Raw genomic sequence first — 15699 nt, 5'->3', positions numbered from 1 at the left:
CTCCATGCTGCCAGGATGCGCACGTGACCGCCGCCCAGGACGCCCCGGCCGCGCCGCCGCGTCGCGAGGACTTCCCGCACGTCGAGCCGATCACGACGCGCTGGAAGGACAACGACGTCTACGGCCACGTCAACAACGTCGAGTACTACTCGTTCTTCGACACCGTCATCAACGCGTACCTCATCCGGGAGGGCGGGCTCGACATCCACCGCGGCGACGTCATCGGGCTGTGCGCCGAGTCGCACTGCCGCTTCCTCGCGGCGCTCGAGTTCCCGCAGGCGATCGACGCCGGCCTGCGGGTCGGCCACCTGGGCCGCTCGAGCGTCCGCTACGAGCTGGGCCTCTTCGCCGAGGGCGCCGACGACGCGGCGGCCGCCGGGTGGTTCGTCCACGTCTTCGTCGGCCGCGAGGACCGCCGGCCCGCCGGGATCCCCGCGGGCGTCCGCGCGGCGCTGGAGCGCCTGGCATGAAGGTGCGCGGCGCCGTCCTGCGCGAGATGGGGCTGCCGGCGCCCTACGCCCGGTCCCGGCCGCTGGCCGTCGAGGAGGTCGAGCTCGACGGGCCCGGCCGCGGCGAGGTGCTCGTCCGCATCCGCGCGGCGGGCCTCTGCCACTCCGACCTCTCGGTGGTCGACGGCTCGCGGCCGCGGGTGATGCCGATGCTCCTCGGCCACGAGGCGGCCGGCGTCGTCGAGCAGGTCGGCGACGGCGTGACGGGGCTGGCCGCGGGCGACCACGTCGTCTTCGCCTTCGTGCCGAGCTGCGGCCACTGCGGGCCGTGCGCCGGCGGGCGACCCGCCCTGTGCGAGCCGGGCGCGACGGCGAACACGGCGGGGACGCTGCTCGGTGGCGAGCGCCGGCTGCGCGACCTCCACGGCGCGCCGATCAACCACCACCTCGGGGTGAGCGCCCTGGCCGAGGCCGCCGTCGTCTCCGAGCGCTCGTGCGTCAAGGTCGACGACGACCTGCCCTTCGAGGTCGCGGCGCTGTTCGGCTGCGCCATCACGACGGGCGCCGGCGCGGTCGTCAACACCGCGCACGTCGCGCCCGGCGAGTCCGTGGCGGTCGTCGGCCTGGGCGGCGTGGGCCTGGCGGCGCTGCTCGGCGCGCTGGCCGCCGGCGCGCACCCGGTCGTCGGCGTCGACGTCGTGGAGGCCAAGCTCGAGCTCGCCCGCGCGCTGGGCGCCGCCGAGGCGGTCCAGGCCGGGCCGGAGGCCGTGGAGCAGGTCCGCGCCCTGCTGCACGGCGGCGCGCACCACGTCATCGAGACGGTGGGCAACGAGCGGGCGCTGGCCGACGCCTACGCCATGACCCGCCGCGGCGGCACGACGGTCACCGTCGGCCTGCCGCACCCCGACCGGCAGTTCACCGTCCCGGCCGTCTCGCTCGTGGCCGAGGAGCGCACGGTCAAGGGCTCCTACATGGGCTCGGCGGTCCCGTCGCGCGACGTGCCGCGGATGATCGCCCTGCACCGCGCGGGCCGGCTGGCGGTCGACCGCCTGCTCACCCACACGCTCGAGCTCGACGAGGTCAACGTCGCGCTGGACCGCCTCGCGTCCGGCGAGGCGGTGCGCCAGGTCGTCGTCCTGCCTGAGGGGGTAGGACGCTGGCCATGAGCGCTGCTGACGAAGAGCTGTTCGGCGAGGAGCACGTCCAGGCCTACCGGGAGACCGACGGCGAGCGCGGCTTCCACTGGCGCAACGGCACGACGATCCTCCTGCTGACCACCACGGGCCGGAAGTCGGGCGACCCGCGCACGACGCCGCTGATCTTCCGCGAGGTCGACGGCAACCACGTCATCGTCGCCTCGAAGGGCGGCGCACCCGACGACCCCGGCTGGTTCAAGAACCTCCAGGCCGACCCCGAGGCGAAGATCCAGGTCCGCGCCGACGAGCTCGCCGTCCGTCCCCGCGTGGCCGAGGGCGAGGAGCGCGAGCGGCTCTGGGGCCTGATGGCCGAGGTCTGGCCCGACTACGACGCGTACCAGACGAAGACCGACCGCCGGATCCCGGTGGTCGTGCTCGAGCCCGCCTGAGGCCGTCCCGCGCCGGACATGCGCCGGCGCGTCGCGCCTGCCGTCCGTTGTACCGTGTCGCACTTCGTTCGACCGCGGGGGGCGCGGGCATGGGCTGGAGCAGGGGCAGCACGACCCGGACGACCGCGGCGATCGTCGCGGCGGTCGCCGCCGGGCTGGGCGCGACGCCGGCCGTCGCCAAGGACGGCGCCGAGCTGCTCGGGGCCGAGCAGTCGCTCATCCAGCCCGAGCCGCTGGTGCTCCCCGCCGGCCTCGGCGAGGACCCGGTCGAGGGCCTGCGCCACGCCGACCCGGCCGAGCAGATCGGCATGGTCCGCGTGCCCGACCGCGGCAACGCCGGCGCCGCCGCGCTCGAGCTGCCGCTGTGGCTGCCCTCCGGCCGCGCGGGCGTCGAGCCCGAGCTGACGCTGACCTACAGCTCCACCGCCGGCTCGAGCTGGGTCGGCACCGGCTGGGACCTGTCCGTCGGCGCGATCGAGGTCGACAAGCGCTGGGGCGTCCCGCGCTACCTGCCCGACAAGGAGTCCGAGACCTACACGCTCGACGGCGCCGAGCTCGCGCCGACCGCCGTGCGCTCGAGCTTCCGCGACCGCGTCGACGGGCGCGCCGACTTCACCCGCCGCGTCGAGACCGAGCACGAGCTCGTCATCCGCCACGGCGACAGCCCGAAGGACTACTGGTGGGAGGTCCACGACAAGTCCGGCGGCGTGCGCTGGTACGGCGGCAAGCCCGACCTCGGTGGCCCCGACGGCGAGCGCCCGGCCGGCGAGACGTCGGGCCTGGACGAGGACGCCGTCCTGCGCGACGACGACGGCAACATCTTCCGCTGGGCGCTGAGCGCGCAGCGCGACGTCTACACGAACGTCGTGCGCTACCGCTACGACCGCGTGGCCGGCAAGCGCGTCGGCGCCGACAAGCGCGCCCTCGGCCGCCAGCTCTACCTCTCCGAGATCCTCTACACCGGGATGCTGCCCGCCAACAGCGGCGGGCTGCCCGACGACCCGGCCTACAAGGTCGAGCTCCTGCGCGACGAGGACGTCAGCCCGGCGCCCGAGCCGCGCAAGGACGTGCTCGTCGACGGTGGCGGCGGGTTCTTCGAGGTCACCTCCGACCTCCTGCGCCGCATCGTCGTCAAGACCGGGCCGACGGACGACACCACGCCGCGCCAGCACTCCCAGACCGTCCGCAGCTACGACCTGCACTACCGGACGGGCGCGTTCGGCAAGGCCCTGCTGGACCGCGTGGACCAGGTCGACGCCGACGGCAGCGTCTTCGCGGGCAACACGATGGAGTACTTCGACGACGTCCGCGACGACGACGGCGACTACGACGGCTTCGACGGCAGCGAGGACTGGGAGGCGCACTCCGACGGCCTCAGCCAGGAGCTCCTCTCGCCGTTCGGGGCCAGCGCGCTGGGCTCGTCGGTCTCGACGGGCGGCGACGCGCACGCCTACCTGGGCTTCAACCCGCTCAACCCCACGAAGGGCACGTCGGCCGGCGGCTCGGTGAGCGTCTCGGGCTCGGCGACCGAGTCCGTGGCCGAGCTGCTGGACATCAACGGCGACGGCCTGCCCGACAAGGTCTTCCGCGACGGCGGGGACATCAAGTTCCGCCTCAACGAGTCCGGCCCGACCGGCGAGCCCCGCTTCAGCGAGGACAAGCGCACCGCCGTCGACCTCAGCGACCTCTCCACGGACTTCGACGTCAACGTGGGCGGGGCGGTCGAGGCGTACCTCGGCGCGAGCGTGCAGTTCAGCGTCGGCGCCGACGTCAACGTCGGCGAGCAGTACTTCACCGATGTCAACCAGGACGGCCTGCCCGACTTCGTCAGCGGCGGCCGCGTGCTCTTCAACCACCTCGACGGCGACACGCCGACGTTCTCGCGCGACTCGGGCAGGACCGAGGTGCCCATCGGCACCGGCGACGAGTCGCTGCCGTTCCTGCCCGGGATCAAGCAGGTGCAGGACGACCAGCGCGAGGCCTCGCCGCTGCAGGACACCGTGCGCCGGTGGGTCGCGCCGTTCGACGGCACGATCGACGTCGACGCGCCGATCACGCTCGACCCCGAGCCCGACACGCGCAAGCCCCGCCGCCCCTACGACGGCGACGGCGTGCGCGCGACCGTCCAGGTCCGCGACGAGCAGCGGTGGGTCGGGCGCCTGGAGACCCCGGGCCAGACCGCCACGCCCACGGAGGTCTCCAGCGTCCACGTCGAGCGCGGCGACGCCGTCTACTTCCGCCTGCAGTCCGTCGACGACGGCGTGCTCGACCAGGTCCGCTGGGACCCGAAGGTCACCTACACCGACTTCGACCTCGGCGACGACACGCCGCCCGCCGACGTCAACGGGCGCAGCCAGCGGACCTTCCAGGCCTCCCAGGACTTCACGCTCGCCGGCCGCCCGACACGCTCGATCGTCATGCCCCTGGAGGGCACCGTCCGGCTCGACGCCAAGCTCTTCAAGCTGCGCCCGACCTCCGACGACGTCCGGATCATCGTCGAGCGCAACGGCCAGCCGATCATCGACCACCTCGTCGACGACCAGCAGACCTACCCCGAGGGCCTGGACGTCTCCACCTCCTTCGACGTCCAGGCGCCGACCGACACGGCGGCCGACCTGATCACCGTGCGGCTCGAGAGCGACACGGACATCGACGTCAGCGCCCTGGGCTGGACGCCGCGGCTCTACTACACGCGGGCGGTCCGCGACGGCCAGCAGCTGCCGGTGACCAAGCCGGGCTCGACCGAGCCGGCCTTCGAGCTGCAGGTCCCGACGGACATCAGCCTCTACCCGAACCTCGCGTCGAGCGCCCCGCCCGTGCCCTGGGAGTCCGACGGCAGCGACGAGGCCAGCGTGCGCGCGGAGGTCATCACCGACGGCGCGCGGCCGGGCACGAAGGTCCTGCTCTCGGCCAAGGCCCGCGGCAAGCTCCTGGGCAAGCGCTGGATGACCATCGAGTCCAGCGACACCCACACGATCACGGTGGGCACGCTCGAGTTCGACAAGGACGACTTCGAGGACGTCTTCCTCGAGCTCACCTTCCCGGACCCGATGGCCGAGCGGGTGGTCAAGTCGACGCAGGTCACCTACGGCCCGTTCCCGATCCCCGGCTTCGACCCGCTGCCCCACAGCCGGCGCTTCGCGGGCGTCCAGGGCTACTTCCCGCTGCCCTACCGCGGCTGGGGCTACGCGGGCTACGACAGCGTCGACGACCCCGCCACGGCGCCGATCAACGAGCAGGCCTTCGAGTTCCGCCGCACGGACTTCCCCGAGCGCGCGCCGACCGACTTCGAGCGCGCCGACGAGAGCTACATCAACCCGGTGCGCGGCCGGGCCTTCCCGTTCACGCCCTACCTCCTGCCGCTGCTCGACCAGGACGGCCGGCAGACCGGCCTCGCCCCGGTGTGGCGCGGGGCGAAGGACAACATCGTCGGCGGCGCCGGCTTCATGCGCGCCTCGCGCAAGGGCGTCGACGACCCGGAGGCCGTGCAGCAGCCGGGCGCCGACCAGACCGGCGAGGGCGTGCGCGCCGTGCGCCGCGTCGGCCTCGCCGCTCCCGGCTTCGCGCTGACCGCCGGCGTGGCCGGCGCGACGGTGTCGATCGGCGCCGGGCCGAGCTTCAGCCTCCTGGACTACCTCGACATGAACGGCGACGGGTTCCCGGACATCGTCTCGCCCGACTACGTCAAGTACACGGGCCCGCGCGGGGCCTACAGCGACGAGCCCGAGGGCAGCGGCGTCGACCCCGTCGGCCAGGACGTCTCCTACACCGCCAACGCCGGCTTCTCCGGCTCGCCGGTGGGCCACAAGGCCAACGCGAAGGGCGAGTCGAACACCGCCCAGGGCGCGGCGTCCTCCAGCGCGGGCGGCTCGTCGCCGAAGATCGGCGCGGGCCGGCCCGGCGGCACCGGCGCGGCCGGCGGCGGGCCCGCGGCGGGCGACGCCGACAAGGCCGAGTGGGGCTACAACATCGGCGGCTCCCTGGGCATCGAGACGTCGGTCACCAACGGCCCGCCCAACGCCGCGTGGGGCGGTGGCCTGGACGACATGCCCGGCGACCTGCCCAAGTTCGAGGAGGACCTCGCCGACGTCAACGGCGACGGCCTGCCCGACAAGGTCATCGTCGACGGCGACGGCGTGTCGGTGAAGCTCAACAAGGGCTACGACTTCGCCGGGGCGATCCCGTGGGCCGACGGCGGCTTCGAGATCGGCCAGTCGTTCTCCGGCAGCCTCGGCGCGTCCGTGGGCTTCCAGTACAACAACAAGGAGTTCTCGGGCGGCCTGGCCTACAACGAGGGCGTGACGATCCAGGGCACCTCCTGGGTCGACCTCGACGGCGACGGCGTGCTGGACCGCCTGCGCCGCGACGGCGAGGACGTGAAGGTCGCCTTCGGCTCGGGCGCCGGGCTGCTCGACGAGATCGACTACGGCGACTGGCTCGAGGGGTCGGTCGGGGTGAGCGGCGTCGAGGTCGGCACGGGCGAGCAGATCGCCCAGAGCCACAGCCGCGGGCTCGGCGGCGGCTTCGACTTCACCTACGGGATCGGGCCGCTCTGCCTGCCCTCGCCGCTCTGCTACATCATCGTGAACCCGGGCGTCCACGTGAACCGCGAGGTCTCCAACGCCAACGTCCAGGTCACCGACGTCAACGGCGACGGCTACCCGGACTCCGTGCGCTCCGACAGCGACTCCGAGCTCGAGGTGCGCCTCAACCGCCGCGGGCGCACGAACCTCCTCAAGTCGGTCACGAACACGCTGGGCGGCCAGGTCCGCCTCGGCTACCGCCGCGAGGGCAACCAGGTCGACCAGCCGCTGTCGCAGTGGGCGCTGGCGTCCGTCGAGGTCGACGACGGCCGGCCCGGGGACGGCAAGGACGTCCAGCTCAGCACCTTCAGCTACGAGGACTCGACCTACGACCCGCTCGAGCGCGAGCAGCTCGACTACGGCAAGGTCACCGAGGTCGAGCGCGACTTCCAGGGCGACGGGGACGTGCTCGACGACCCGGTGCTGCGCAAGACCGAGCGCACGTACCTCAACGACAACGTCTTCGTCGGCGGCCTGCTGAGCAAGGAGCGGGTGACGGACGCCGACGACAAGCCGCTGCGCGAGTCGCGCAGCGAGTGGGAGGTCGTCGACCTCGAGGACGGCGAGCCGATCGACTTCACCGGGCGCACGGGCGTGGACCTCCTGTCGCTGGCGGCCTCGCCCCAGCGCGCGAGGCTCGAGGAGCGCCGCTTCGACGCCTCGGGCGCCGAGCGCAAGCGCACGTGGAACACGTTCGACTACGACGACCTGGGCAACGTCGTCAAGCAGGTCGACGTCGGCGAGCCCGACGACCCGGCCGACGACCTCGTCCTCGAGATCACGCCCTCCTCGTGCGACAACGACGGCAGCGGCTGCCCGACGACGACGCCGGAGGGCCGCATCTCGCCGCTGTGGGACCCGGACCGCTGCGCGACGTGGGTCTCCATGCCCGCGCGCATGACCGTCCGCGACGGCACCGGCAAGCTCCTGCGCGAGCGCGACGGCGCCAAGGACCTCTGCATCAACGGCGGCTACACGGAGCTCAAGGAGCGCCTGGGCGAGGGGGACTGGGCCGTCACCGAGCAGGGCTACGACGACTGGGGCAACTTCGCCCAGCTCGACCGCCCGGTCGGCGCCGACGGCGGCCGCCAGTCGGTCACCTACGAGTTCGACGACCACCAGCACGCGCAGGTCGCCAAGGTCACCGACGGCCACGGCGTGACCGCGAGCGCGACCTACGACCCGCGCTTCGGCGGGGTCGCCTCGCGCACGAACGCCTCGGGCGACAGGACGACCTACACGTACGACGACGTGGGGCGCCTCGCGTCGATGACCGGGCCCTACGAGCAGGGCGGCGGCACGGCGACCATCGGCTACGAGTACCGCCTCGGCGCCGACACGCCCATGGCGTTCGCCCGCCACCACGACGTCGACCATCCGAACGACCCGATCGAGACCGCGACGTTCGTCGACGGCCTGGGCCGCGAGGTGCAGACCAAGGAGGACGCGACGGTCGCGCGCACCGGCCAGAGCGCGCAGGACGTGATGGTGGTCTCGGGCGCGCGCGAGCGCGACGCGCTCGGGCGCATCGTGCGCCAGTGGCGTCCCACGACCGAGCCGCTGGGCACCGCGCACGTGCTGAACCCCGCGCGGTCGTCCGTCGCGCCCACGGCCACGACGTACGACCTGCTGGACCGCGTCACCAAGCTCCAGCGGCCCGACGGCACCTCGACGACGACGGAGTACGGCTTCGGCGGCGCGGAGGCGTTCGGCGCCACGCTGAGCCAGGAGACCGTCACCGACGCGGCGGGCAAGCGCCAGCGCTCGTACGCCGACGCGCGCGGCAACCTGCGCGCCTCCGACGAGCTGCCGGCCGACGGCAGCACGCGGCGCACGCGCTTCGGCTACGACGCGCTCGGCCAGCTCACCCGCGTCGACGAGCCGGGCGGCGCGACGACCGAGCACACCTACGACCTCGCCGGGCGGCGGACCGCCTCGCGCGGGCCCGACACCGGCCTGGTCCAGCACCGCTTCGACGCCGCGGGCAACGAGGTGGCCAAGGTCACCCCGACGCTGCGCGCCCGCGGGCAGGAGATCGCGATGCGCTACGACGCCGAGCGGCTCGTCGCGGTCGACAACCCGACGGGCACGCCGGACGTCACCTACGCCTACGGCGACCAGGGCGCGCCCGAGCGCCGCGCGGGCCGCGTGGCGTCGGTGAAGGACGGCGCCGGTGAGCGGGTCTTCGCCTACGGCCCCGTCGGCGAGGTCGCGGGCCAGCGCACGACGATGCGCGTGGGCCCGGGGCGCGAGGAGGAGCACGTCAACCGCACCTTCCTCACGACGGCGGCCTTCGACGGCCTGGGCCGCCTGCAGGAGCTGACCTACCCCGACGGCGAGGTGCTGCGCCACGACCACGACGCGGGCGGCCTGCTGCGCGGGATGGAGGGCAAGCTCGGCTCGCGCACGACGCGGTACCTCGACGCGCTCGAGTACGACGAGCTGCACCACAAGCGCGTGCAGGTCGCCGGCAACGGCGTGCGCACGACGTGGGACTACGACACGGTCCAGCGCCTCAAGCGCCAGGTCACGACGTCCGGGACCACGGAGCTCCAGGACCTGGCGGTGACCTACGACGGCGTCGGCAACCCGCTGCGCGTCGACCACGACCTCCCGGTCGTCCAGGAGAGCGGTGCGGGCAGCCCCGGCACCGACACCTACGGCTACGACGGCCTGCATCGCCTCACCTCCGCGCTCGAGGTCCGCCAGCAGAAGGCGGGCAACCGGCGTGAGGCGTCGATCGCCCTCGAGTACGACGCGGCGGGCAACATCGCGCGCAAGGCGCAGCTCGACGGCCAGTACGACGGGCCGAACGACCGCTCGGCGTCGCCGGTCGCCGCCACGACCTACACGACGGCCTTCACCTACGCCCCGGGCGGGTCGCACCGCGTCACGCGGGCCAACGACCGCACGTTCACCTACGACGCCGACGGCCGCCTGACGAGCTGGGTGCGCGCCCTGCCGCAGGACCGGCGCGCGATCGCGCGCTACGCCGACGGCCAGGCGCGGTCGATGACCGGACCGGCGCAGAAGACACGCGAGCTCACCTACGACGCCGACGGCCGGCTGGCCATCGTCCTGGACCCCAACGTGCTGGGCGGCGGCAGCCGGGCCGAGCAGTGGTTCGTCGACGACCGCTACCTCGTGCAGGCGGGGACGACGAAGACGAAGTCGATCTTCGCCGGCGGCCAGCTCCTGGCGACGAGCTCGACCGACGAGACCGGCGCGCTGCGCCGGCAGTGGCTGAGCCGGGACCTGCAGGGCAACGTCGAGGTCGTCACCGGCGACGGCGGGGCGCTCGTGCAGCGCACGGAGTGGCTGGTCAGCGGCGAGCCGTGGATCACCCCGAACAAGCCGCAGACGCCCGTGGCGCCCTTCGGCCCGCTCGCGTCGTTCCGCGAGGCCGACCTCGGCGTGACCCGCCTGGGCCCGCGCTGGTACGACCCGCGCGACCAGGGCTTCTACGAGCCCGACCCGGTCCTCGACGAGCAGCCCGAGGCGGTGCTGGACGACCCGGCCCTGCTGCCGGCCTACAGCTACGCGGAGGACAACCCCGTGCGGCTCGTCGACCCGAGCGGCCGGCAGAGCGCCAGCATCCAGGACGCGCAGGCGGGCGGCCTCGGCGTCCAGCGCGACGTGTCGTCCTCGCCGTGGGTCGCCGCGCGGCCGACGTGGCGGCCGGCCCGTCCGGCGGCGGGCGCCGCCCAGCAGACGCTGCTCGGCGCGCGGCCGGCGGGCGCGGCGGGCCAGCAGGCCCAGGGCGGCTGGGTGGCGGGCGTCGTCCCGGCGGCCCAGCAGGCCGCGGCGGCGGGCCCGGCGCCCGGCGCACCGGCGGGCCAGGCCTCCGGGCAGGCGACGACCCAGCAGGTGGCGCTGCCCGACTCGCGCGTGCGCATCCGCCTGCTGTCGGCCATCGACGGTCCCGGCGTCTCGGTCGCGCGCCTCGGCTCGCACCTCGAGGCCAAGCCGCTGTTCGACATCCGCACGCAGGGCGCGTTCAAGGTCAAGGACGTGCTGTTCTCGCCGACGCTGGGCTTCGAGGCCTGGTCGCTGCGCACCGGCGCCCGGGCGGGGACCGACCACGCCGACTGGTCCGACAGCAAGGTGGCGGCACCTCCGGGCATCTCCGGCACCCCGAAGGCGAGCGCTGCCGCCGCGGGCGCCGGCGCGGTCGGTGGGGCCGCCGGCGGCGGCGCGGCCGGGGCCGGCGGAGGACCGCAGCCCGCCGCCAACCTCGCGGCGGCCGCGCCCGCGCCGGCCGCCGCGCCCTAGGGCGTCTGCCCGGCGCGCTCGACGCGCGCGCTGGCGTCGAACGTCACGCGCGTGTCGTAGCCGCCGGGCGTGGACGTCGTCGTCTCGAGCAGGTCGCCACTGCCCGGGTCGACGACGAGGCGCACGCGCTGGTCCGGGGTGACGTCGAACTCGACCCCCTGGCCGGCGCGGCCGCGGCTGTCGCGCTGCTCGCCCAGCGCCCGGGCGCCCTCGAGACGTCCCAGGACCCCGAAGGCGGCGGCGCGCAGGTCGGCGGGGGCGTTGGCGAACGACAGGAGCCGCACGACGGAGACGACGAGGTCCCAGCGCGCGGTGGCCGCGTCGAGGCCCGGGCGCCGGGCGGCGCGCAGCGCGGCCTCGAGCCCGGCGGCCTCGCGCGGCAGGCGGCGCAGGTCGACGCGGTCGATCGCGTCCTCCGCGCGCCGGTAGGGCTCCTCGCCGGCCGGGACGCCGGGGCTCGCGACGGCGTCGTCGACGGCCCTGCCGGTCCCGGACGCCTCGACCAGCCGGCCCGGCTCGTGGCGCGTGACGCCCTGCCAGTCGGCGTCGACCCACGTCGCCGCGTCCTGCTCGTCGGTCACGCGACCCTCCTGGCGCCAGGGCTGGCCCTCGGCGACGAACGCCATCACCGGCTGCGTGCGGCGCACCGTGTAGCGCACCCACCGCACCCCGCCGAAGCCCTCCTCGCCCCCGGTCGCCGCGGACGCCGCCGCGGCTCGCAGCACCGACGCGGCGCTCGTGCCGGCGCCCGGGCCGCCCGCGGGCAGCAGCGCGACCAGGGCGACGGCCGCCAGCGCCGCCACCGGCACCCCGACCACCCACCTCCCCGGCCGGCGGCTGACAGCTGCCGGGGCGGCAGGTGTCAGACGCCTGCCGGTCGCGGCCGTCGCCTCGTGGGCGGTGATCGCCCGGACGAGGTCGTGCTCCAGGGCGGTGGTGAAGTCCTTCATCGGTCGTCCTCCAGTCGGGTTCGCAGGGTGGCCAGCCCACGGCTGACGCGCTGGCGCACCGCGGCCTCGCTGAGGCCCTGGCGCGCGGCGATGTCGTCGTAGGCGCGGTCCTCGAGCACGCGCTCGCGGACCGCCTCGCGCTGGCCCGCGGGCAGCTCCTCGACGGCGGCCACGAGGGCCGACCAGCCCGCCACGTCGTCCTCGGTGAGCGCCGGGACCTGCAGCGCCAGCGCCGCCACGGCCCGCTTCTCGCGGCTCCAGCGGCGCGCGAGGTCGGCGTGGCGGCGCGCGGCGATCGTCAGCAGCCACGCCCGTGCGTCCCCCCGCCGCGGCTCGTAGCGCCGGCGCTGGAGGTAGGCGGTCGCGAAGACCTCCGCCGTGAGGTCGGCGGCGGTCGCCGCGTCGACCCCGCGCCGCGCCAGGAAGCGCAGCACCGTGTCGACGTGGCGGCGGTAGAAGACGGCGAAGCGCTCCGCGACCAGGTCGGTCGCGGCCAGCAGCGCGGCGTCGTCGGCATCGTCGAGGCGCACGTCCCCAGATCGCTCCGGCGCCCCCTCCTGTGACGGTCCTCGTGCTGACCTCCTGGTCATGCTGCATCAAGAAGGTGGCGCTTTGGCCGATACTGCTCCGGATGCCGTCCCGCAAGCCGTCGACCACCCCTGTCCTGCGCCGCGTGGTCCAGCGCCTCCTCATCGCCGTGGCGGCCCTCGCCGCCATCGGCCTGCCGGTGAGCCTGGCGACCGCCGCGGACGAGCCCGCGCCGCTGCTGTCGGTCAACGTCGACGGCGCGCACATCAACCTGCTCGCGCTCTCGCCCGTCGACTCCATCGTCACCTTCCAGGAGCTCGTCGGCGACCAGGTCGAGGTCCTCGGCGAGGCCACCTCGGTCGATCCCAAGGGCCAGGGCCCGACAGGCGCGGCCAGCCTCCCGGCGCTGCCGTGGCGCTGCGACCGCACCGAGCGCAGGTTCCGCGCCGCCATCAAGACGAAGGACGGCCGCGACCTCCAGGCCGAGGTCGACGCGCAGACGCCCTCGTGCGACACGCGCATCAAGATCACCTCGCCCAGCCAGGTCAAGCCGGGCGCCCGGATCACCATCGGGCTCAAGGACACCTGGCAGCTGGGCAACCAGCTCCTCAAGGTCTGCCTCAACCAGACCGGCACGGCGCGCTGGTGCAAGCGCGTCAAGCTCGCCGCGGGCCAGACGACCGCCTCGGTCACCCGCACGATCGGCAAGCGCAAGGGCCTCCTGGACATCGACCTCAAGATCGCCGGCAAGCACACCCACAAGAAGGTGGGCGTCGGCAAGCCCGCGCCGAAGGCCGCGCTGCCCGTCATGGTCGTCACGGGCGACTCGCAGGTCCAGGGCATCGACGCCCTGCTGGCCGAGCGCTACCGCTCGAAGTACCGCGTCGTGCGCCAGACGCGCCCGGGCACCGGCGTCTCGAAGGACCTCGGCCAGCCCTGGACCGCCACCGCGCGCACGCAGGTCAAGAACCACAAGCCGACGGTCACCGTGGTCTTCCTCGGCGGCAACGACGGCTTCGAGATGACCACGCCCTTCGGCGCCAAGGTCGCCTGCTGCGAGCAGCCGTGGCGCGACGAGTACACCCGCCGCATCACCGACATGGCCGAGACCTACAGCCGCGGCGACCGCGGCTCGGTCTTCTGGGCGACGATCCCGCCGCCCAAGCTGAAGGACCAGAAGGAGATCGTCGACGTCGTCAACGAGGCGATCATCCGGATGGCCTCGGCCGTCCCGACGGTCAAGCTCGTGCGCCTCGACCAGGTCTTCGGCCCCGAGTACCGCCAGGAGGTGGACGGCCAGAACGTCCGTGACCCTGACGGCGTGCACCTGTCCCCGGCCGGCGAGAAGATCGCCGCCAAGGCCTTCGCCGACGCGATCGCCAAGGCCGGCAAGTAGCCGGCCCCGCCGTGTCCCCGACCCACCACCCACACCCATGACCACGCTCATCCGTCTCCTGGCCGGCGCTGCGGCCCTCCTCGTCCTCGCCGCGATCCCGTCGCAGGCGCAGGCCGCCAACTGCAAGCTGAAGTCCTCGGAGGAGTACAACCGCTCCGCCAAGAACGGCCCGACCTACACGCGCAGCCTCAGCGTCAGCGGCGGCGCCAGCTGCGCCGCGGGCCACAAGATGATCCGCGACTACTACAACTGCCGCGTCGCCCCGCCCTCCTCGGGCAAGGCCGGCCGCTGCACCCGCAAGGTCAACGGCTACCGCTGCTCGGAGCGCCGTTCGAACGTCGCGAAGATCCAGTTCGACGCGAACGTGACGTGCAAGAAGGGCCGCGCGACCATCAAGCACGCCTACACGCAGTTCACGCAGCGCCCCTCGTAGGGCCGCCCCGCTCAAGGTCCCCCGCCGCGCGGCCGATGCAGGCCCCGGCGGGGGTGCCGGCGGCTGGTCGGCGGGCGTCCTGATCGCACCCGCCACCTCACGCCATGGTCTTCCCCACCATCACCTTCGCGGTCTTCTTCGCCGTCGTCCTGCCGGTGTCGTGGGCGCTCGTGCGCACCCCCGGGGCGTGGAAGTGGTTCCTCGTCGTCGCGAGCTACGTCTTCTACGCGGCGGCCGACTGGAAGTTCCTGTTCCTGCTGGGCGGCGTCACGCTCGGCAACCACCTCTTCGCGCACCTGATCCACCGCGCGGACGACGAGGAGCGCCGCAAGTGGCTCGTGCGCATCGTCGTGACGCTCGACCTGCTGCTGCTCGGCGTCTTCAAGTACTACGGCTTCTTCGTCGAGCAGGCCGACGCCGCCCTCGACGACGTGGGCCTCGGCGCGCCGTTCCCGGTGCTGTCGATCGCGCTGCCGGTCGGCATCTCCTTCATCACGTTCCACGCGATCAGCTACGTCGTGGACGTCGGCCGGCGCCAGCTCCAGCCGCCGCCGATCGTCGACCTGGCGCTGTACATGAGCTTCTTCCCGCACCTCGTGGCGGGGCCCATCGTCCGCGCCAGCGAGTTCCTGCCCCAGCTGCGGCGGCCGCTGGACCCCAAGCGGGTCGCGGTCGGCACGGGCGTGCTGCTCATCGTCGTCGGCCTCGTCAAGAAGGTCGTCATCGCCGACACGCTGGCCCGCGAGGTCGTCGACCCGGTCTTCGCGGTGCCGGAGGCCTACTCGTCGGCCGACACGCTGCTGGCCTTCTACGGCTACGCGGTCCAGATCTACTGCGACTTCTCGGGCTACACGGACATCGCCATCGGCATCGCGATGCTCATGGGCCTCACGTTCCCCAAGAACTTCGACCGCCCGTTCGCCTCGCAGTCCATCGGCGAGTTCTGGCGGCGCTGGCACATGACGCTGTCGCGGTTCGTGCGCGACTACATCTACATCCCGCTCGGCGGCGCCCGGAAGGGGCCGGCCCGCGGGCTCATCAACAACTTCATCACGATGGTCCTCGTCGGCCTCTGGCACGGCGCGGCGTGGGGCTTCATCGTGTTCGGCGCGATGCACGGCTTCGTCATGGGCGCCGAGCGGGTGTGGACGCAGAAGTTCCGCTGGCGTCCGCCGACCTGGGGCAAGCACGTCCTGGTCCTGCTGTTCCTGGGCTTCTCGCTGGTCCCCTTCCGCGCGCCCGACATGAACGACGTCTTCGTGCTGTGGGGCCAGCTCTTCGCGGAGGGACCCGCGACGCTGTGGTCGCCCGTGCCGGTGCTGATGATCGTCGCGGTCATCGGCAGCCACCTGCTCCCGCTGCGCGCGGTCTTCCGCGTCCGCAAGTGGGTCGCCGACCTCCCGGTCCCGGCGCTCAGCGCCGGCCTGGCCGCGACCGTCGTCGTCGTGGCGGCCACGATCCCCTCGCAGGGCGTGCCGCCGTTCATCTACTTCCAGTTCTGAG

9 protein-coding genes are annotated in these 15699 nt (G+C 73.8%); 7 read left to right on the top strand and 2 right to left on the bottom strand.

What is annotated here, in order from left to right; all coding sequences use genetic code 11:
• The first annotated feature begins 23 nt into the window (after positions 1-23).
• From JUB12_RS14370 to JUB12_RS14355, 4 genes are all read left to right on the top strand, one after another.
• A complete protein-coding gene (locus JUB12_RS14370; RefSeq protein ID WP_241004273.1) occupies positions 24-470 on the top strand; it encodes a thioesterase family protein in 447 nt (148 codons plus the stop codon).
• A complete protein-coding gene (locus JUB12_RS14365; RefSeq protein ID WP_205696107.1) occupies positions 467-1615 on the top strand; it encodes a zinc-binding dehydrogenase in 1149 nt (382 codons plus the stop codon). Before JUB12_RS14370 ends, JUB12_RS14365 begins: the two co-directional genes overlap by 4 nt.
• The gene (locus JUB12_RS14360; RefSeq protein ID WP_205696106.1) at positions 1612-2034 is read left to right on the top strand and encodes a nitroreductase family deazaflavin-dependent oxidoreductase; all 423 of its coding nucleotides are present in this window, start codon (positions 1612-1614) and stop codon (positions 2032-2034) included. Before JUB12_RS14365 ends, JUB12_RS14360 begins: the two co-directional genes overlap by 4 nt.
• Positions 2035-2123: 89 nt before the next feature.
• Positions 2124-10889: a SpvB/TcaC N-terminal domain-containing protein gene (locus JUB12_RS14355; RefSeq protein ID WP_205696105.1), complete on the top strand. Its 8766-nt coding sequence runs from the start codon at positions 2124-2126 to the stop codon at positions 10887-10889.
• Here the strand turns inward: JUB12_RS14355 and JUB12_RS14350 are convergent.
• Both JUB12_RS14350 and JUB12_RS14345 read right to left on the bottom strand, forming a co-directional pair.
• Complete coding sequence (locus tag JUB12_RS14350) at positions 10886-11839, bottom strand: hypothetical protein (protein ID WP_205696104.1); 954 nt, start codon at positions 11837-11839, stop codon at positions 10886-10888. The two genes, JUB12_RS14355 and JUB12_RS14350, sit on opposite strands and share 4 nt — an antisense overlap.
• Positions 11836-12369, bottom strand: a complete 534-nt coding sequence (locus JUB12_RS14345; RefSeq protein ID WP_205696103.1) for an RNA polymerase sigma factor — start codon at positions 12367-12369, stop codon at positions 11836-11838. The genes JUB12_RS14350 and JUB12_RS14345 overlap by 4 nt, the downstream gene beginning before the upstream one ends.
• A 101-nt stretch (positions 12370-12470) precedes the next feature.
• Between JUB12_RS14345 and JUB12_RS14340 the strand changes: the two genes are divergently transcribed.
• The 3 genes from JUB12_RS14340 to JUB12_RS14330 all read left to right on the top strand — a co-directional run bounded on the left by JUB12_RS14340 (position 12471) and on the right by JUB12_RS14330 (position 15698).
• Positions 12471-13763: a GDSL-type esterase/lipase family protein gene (locus JUB12_RS14340; RefSeq protein WP_205696102.1), complete on the top strand. Its 1293-nt coding sequence runs from the start codon at positions 12471-12473 to the stop codon at positions 13761-13763.
• A gap of 37 nt (positions 13764-13800) precedes the next feature.
• Positions 13801-14196, top strand: coding sequence for a hypothetical protein (locus JUB12_RS14335; RefSeq protein WP_205696101.1), 396 nt, complete (start codon positions 13801-13803; stop codon positions 14194-14196).
• Between the two features lie 104 nt (positions 14197-14300).
• On the top strand, positions 14301-15698 hold the full coding sequence (locus tag JUB12_RS14330) for an MBOAT family protein (protein WP_205696100.1): 1398 nt from the start codon (positions 14301-14303) through the stop codon (positions 15696-15698).
• Position 15699: the final 1 nt, after the last annotated feature.

The sequence above is a fragment of the Conexibacter sp. SYSU D00693 genome (assembly GCF_017084525.1).
Taxonomy (GTDB): Bacteria; Actinomycetota; Thermoleophilia; order Solirubrobacterales; family Solirubrobacteraceae; genus Baekduia.
The sequence above is the reverse complement of the archived record's forward strand: the minus strand, read 5'-3'. Positions and strand labels throughout refer to the sequence as shown.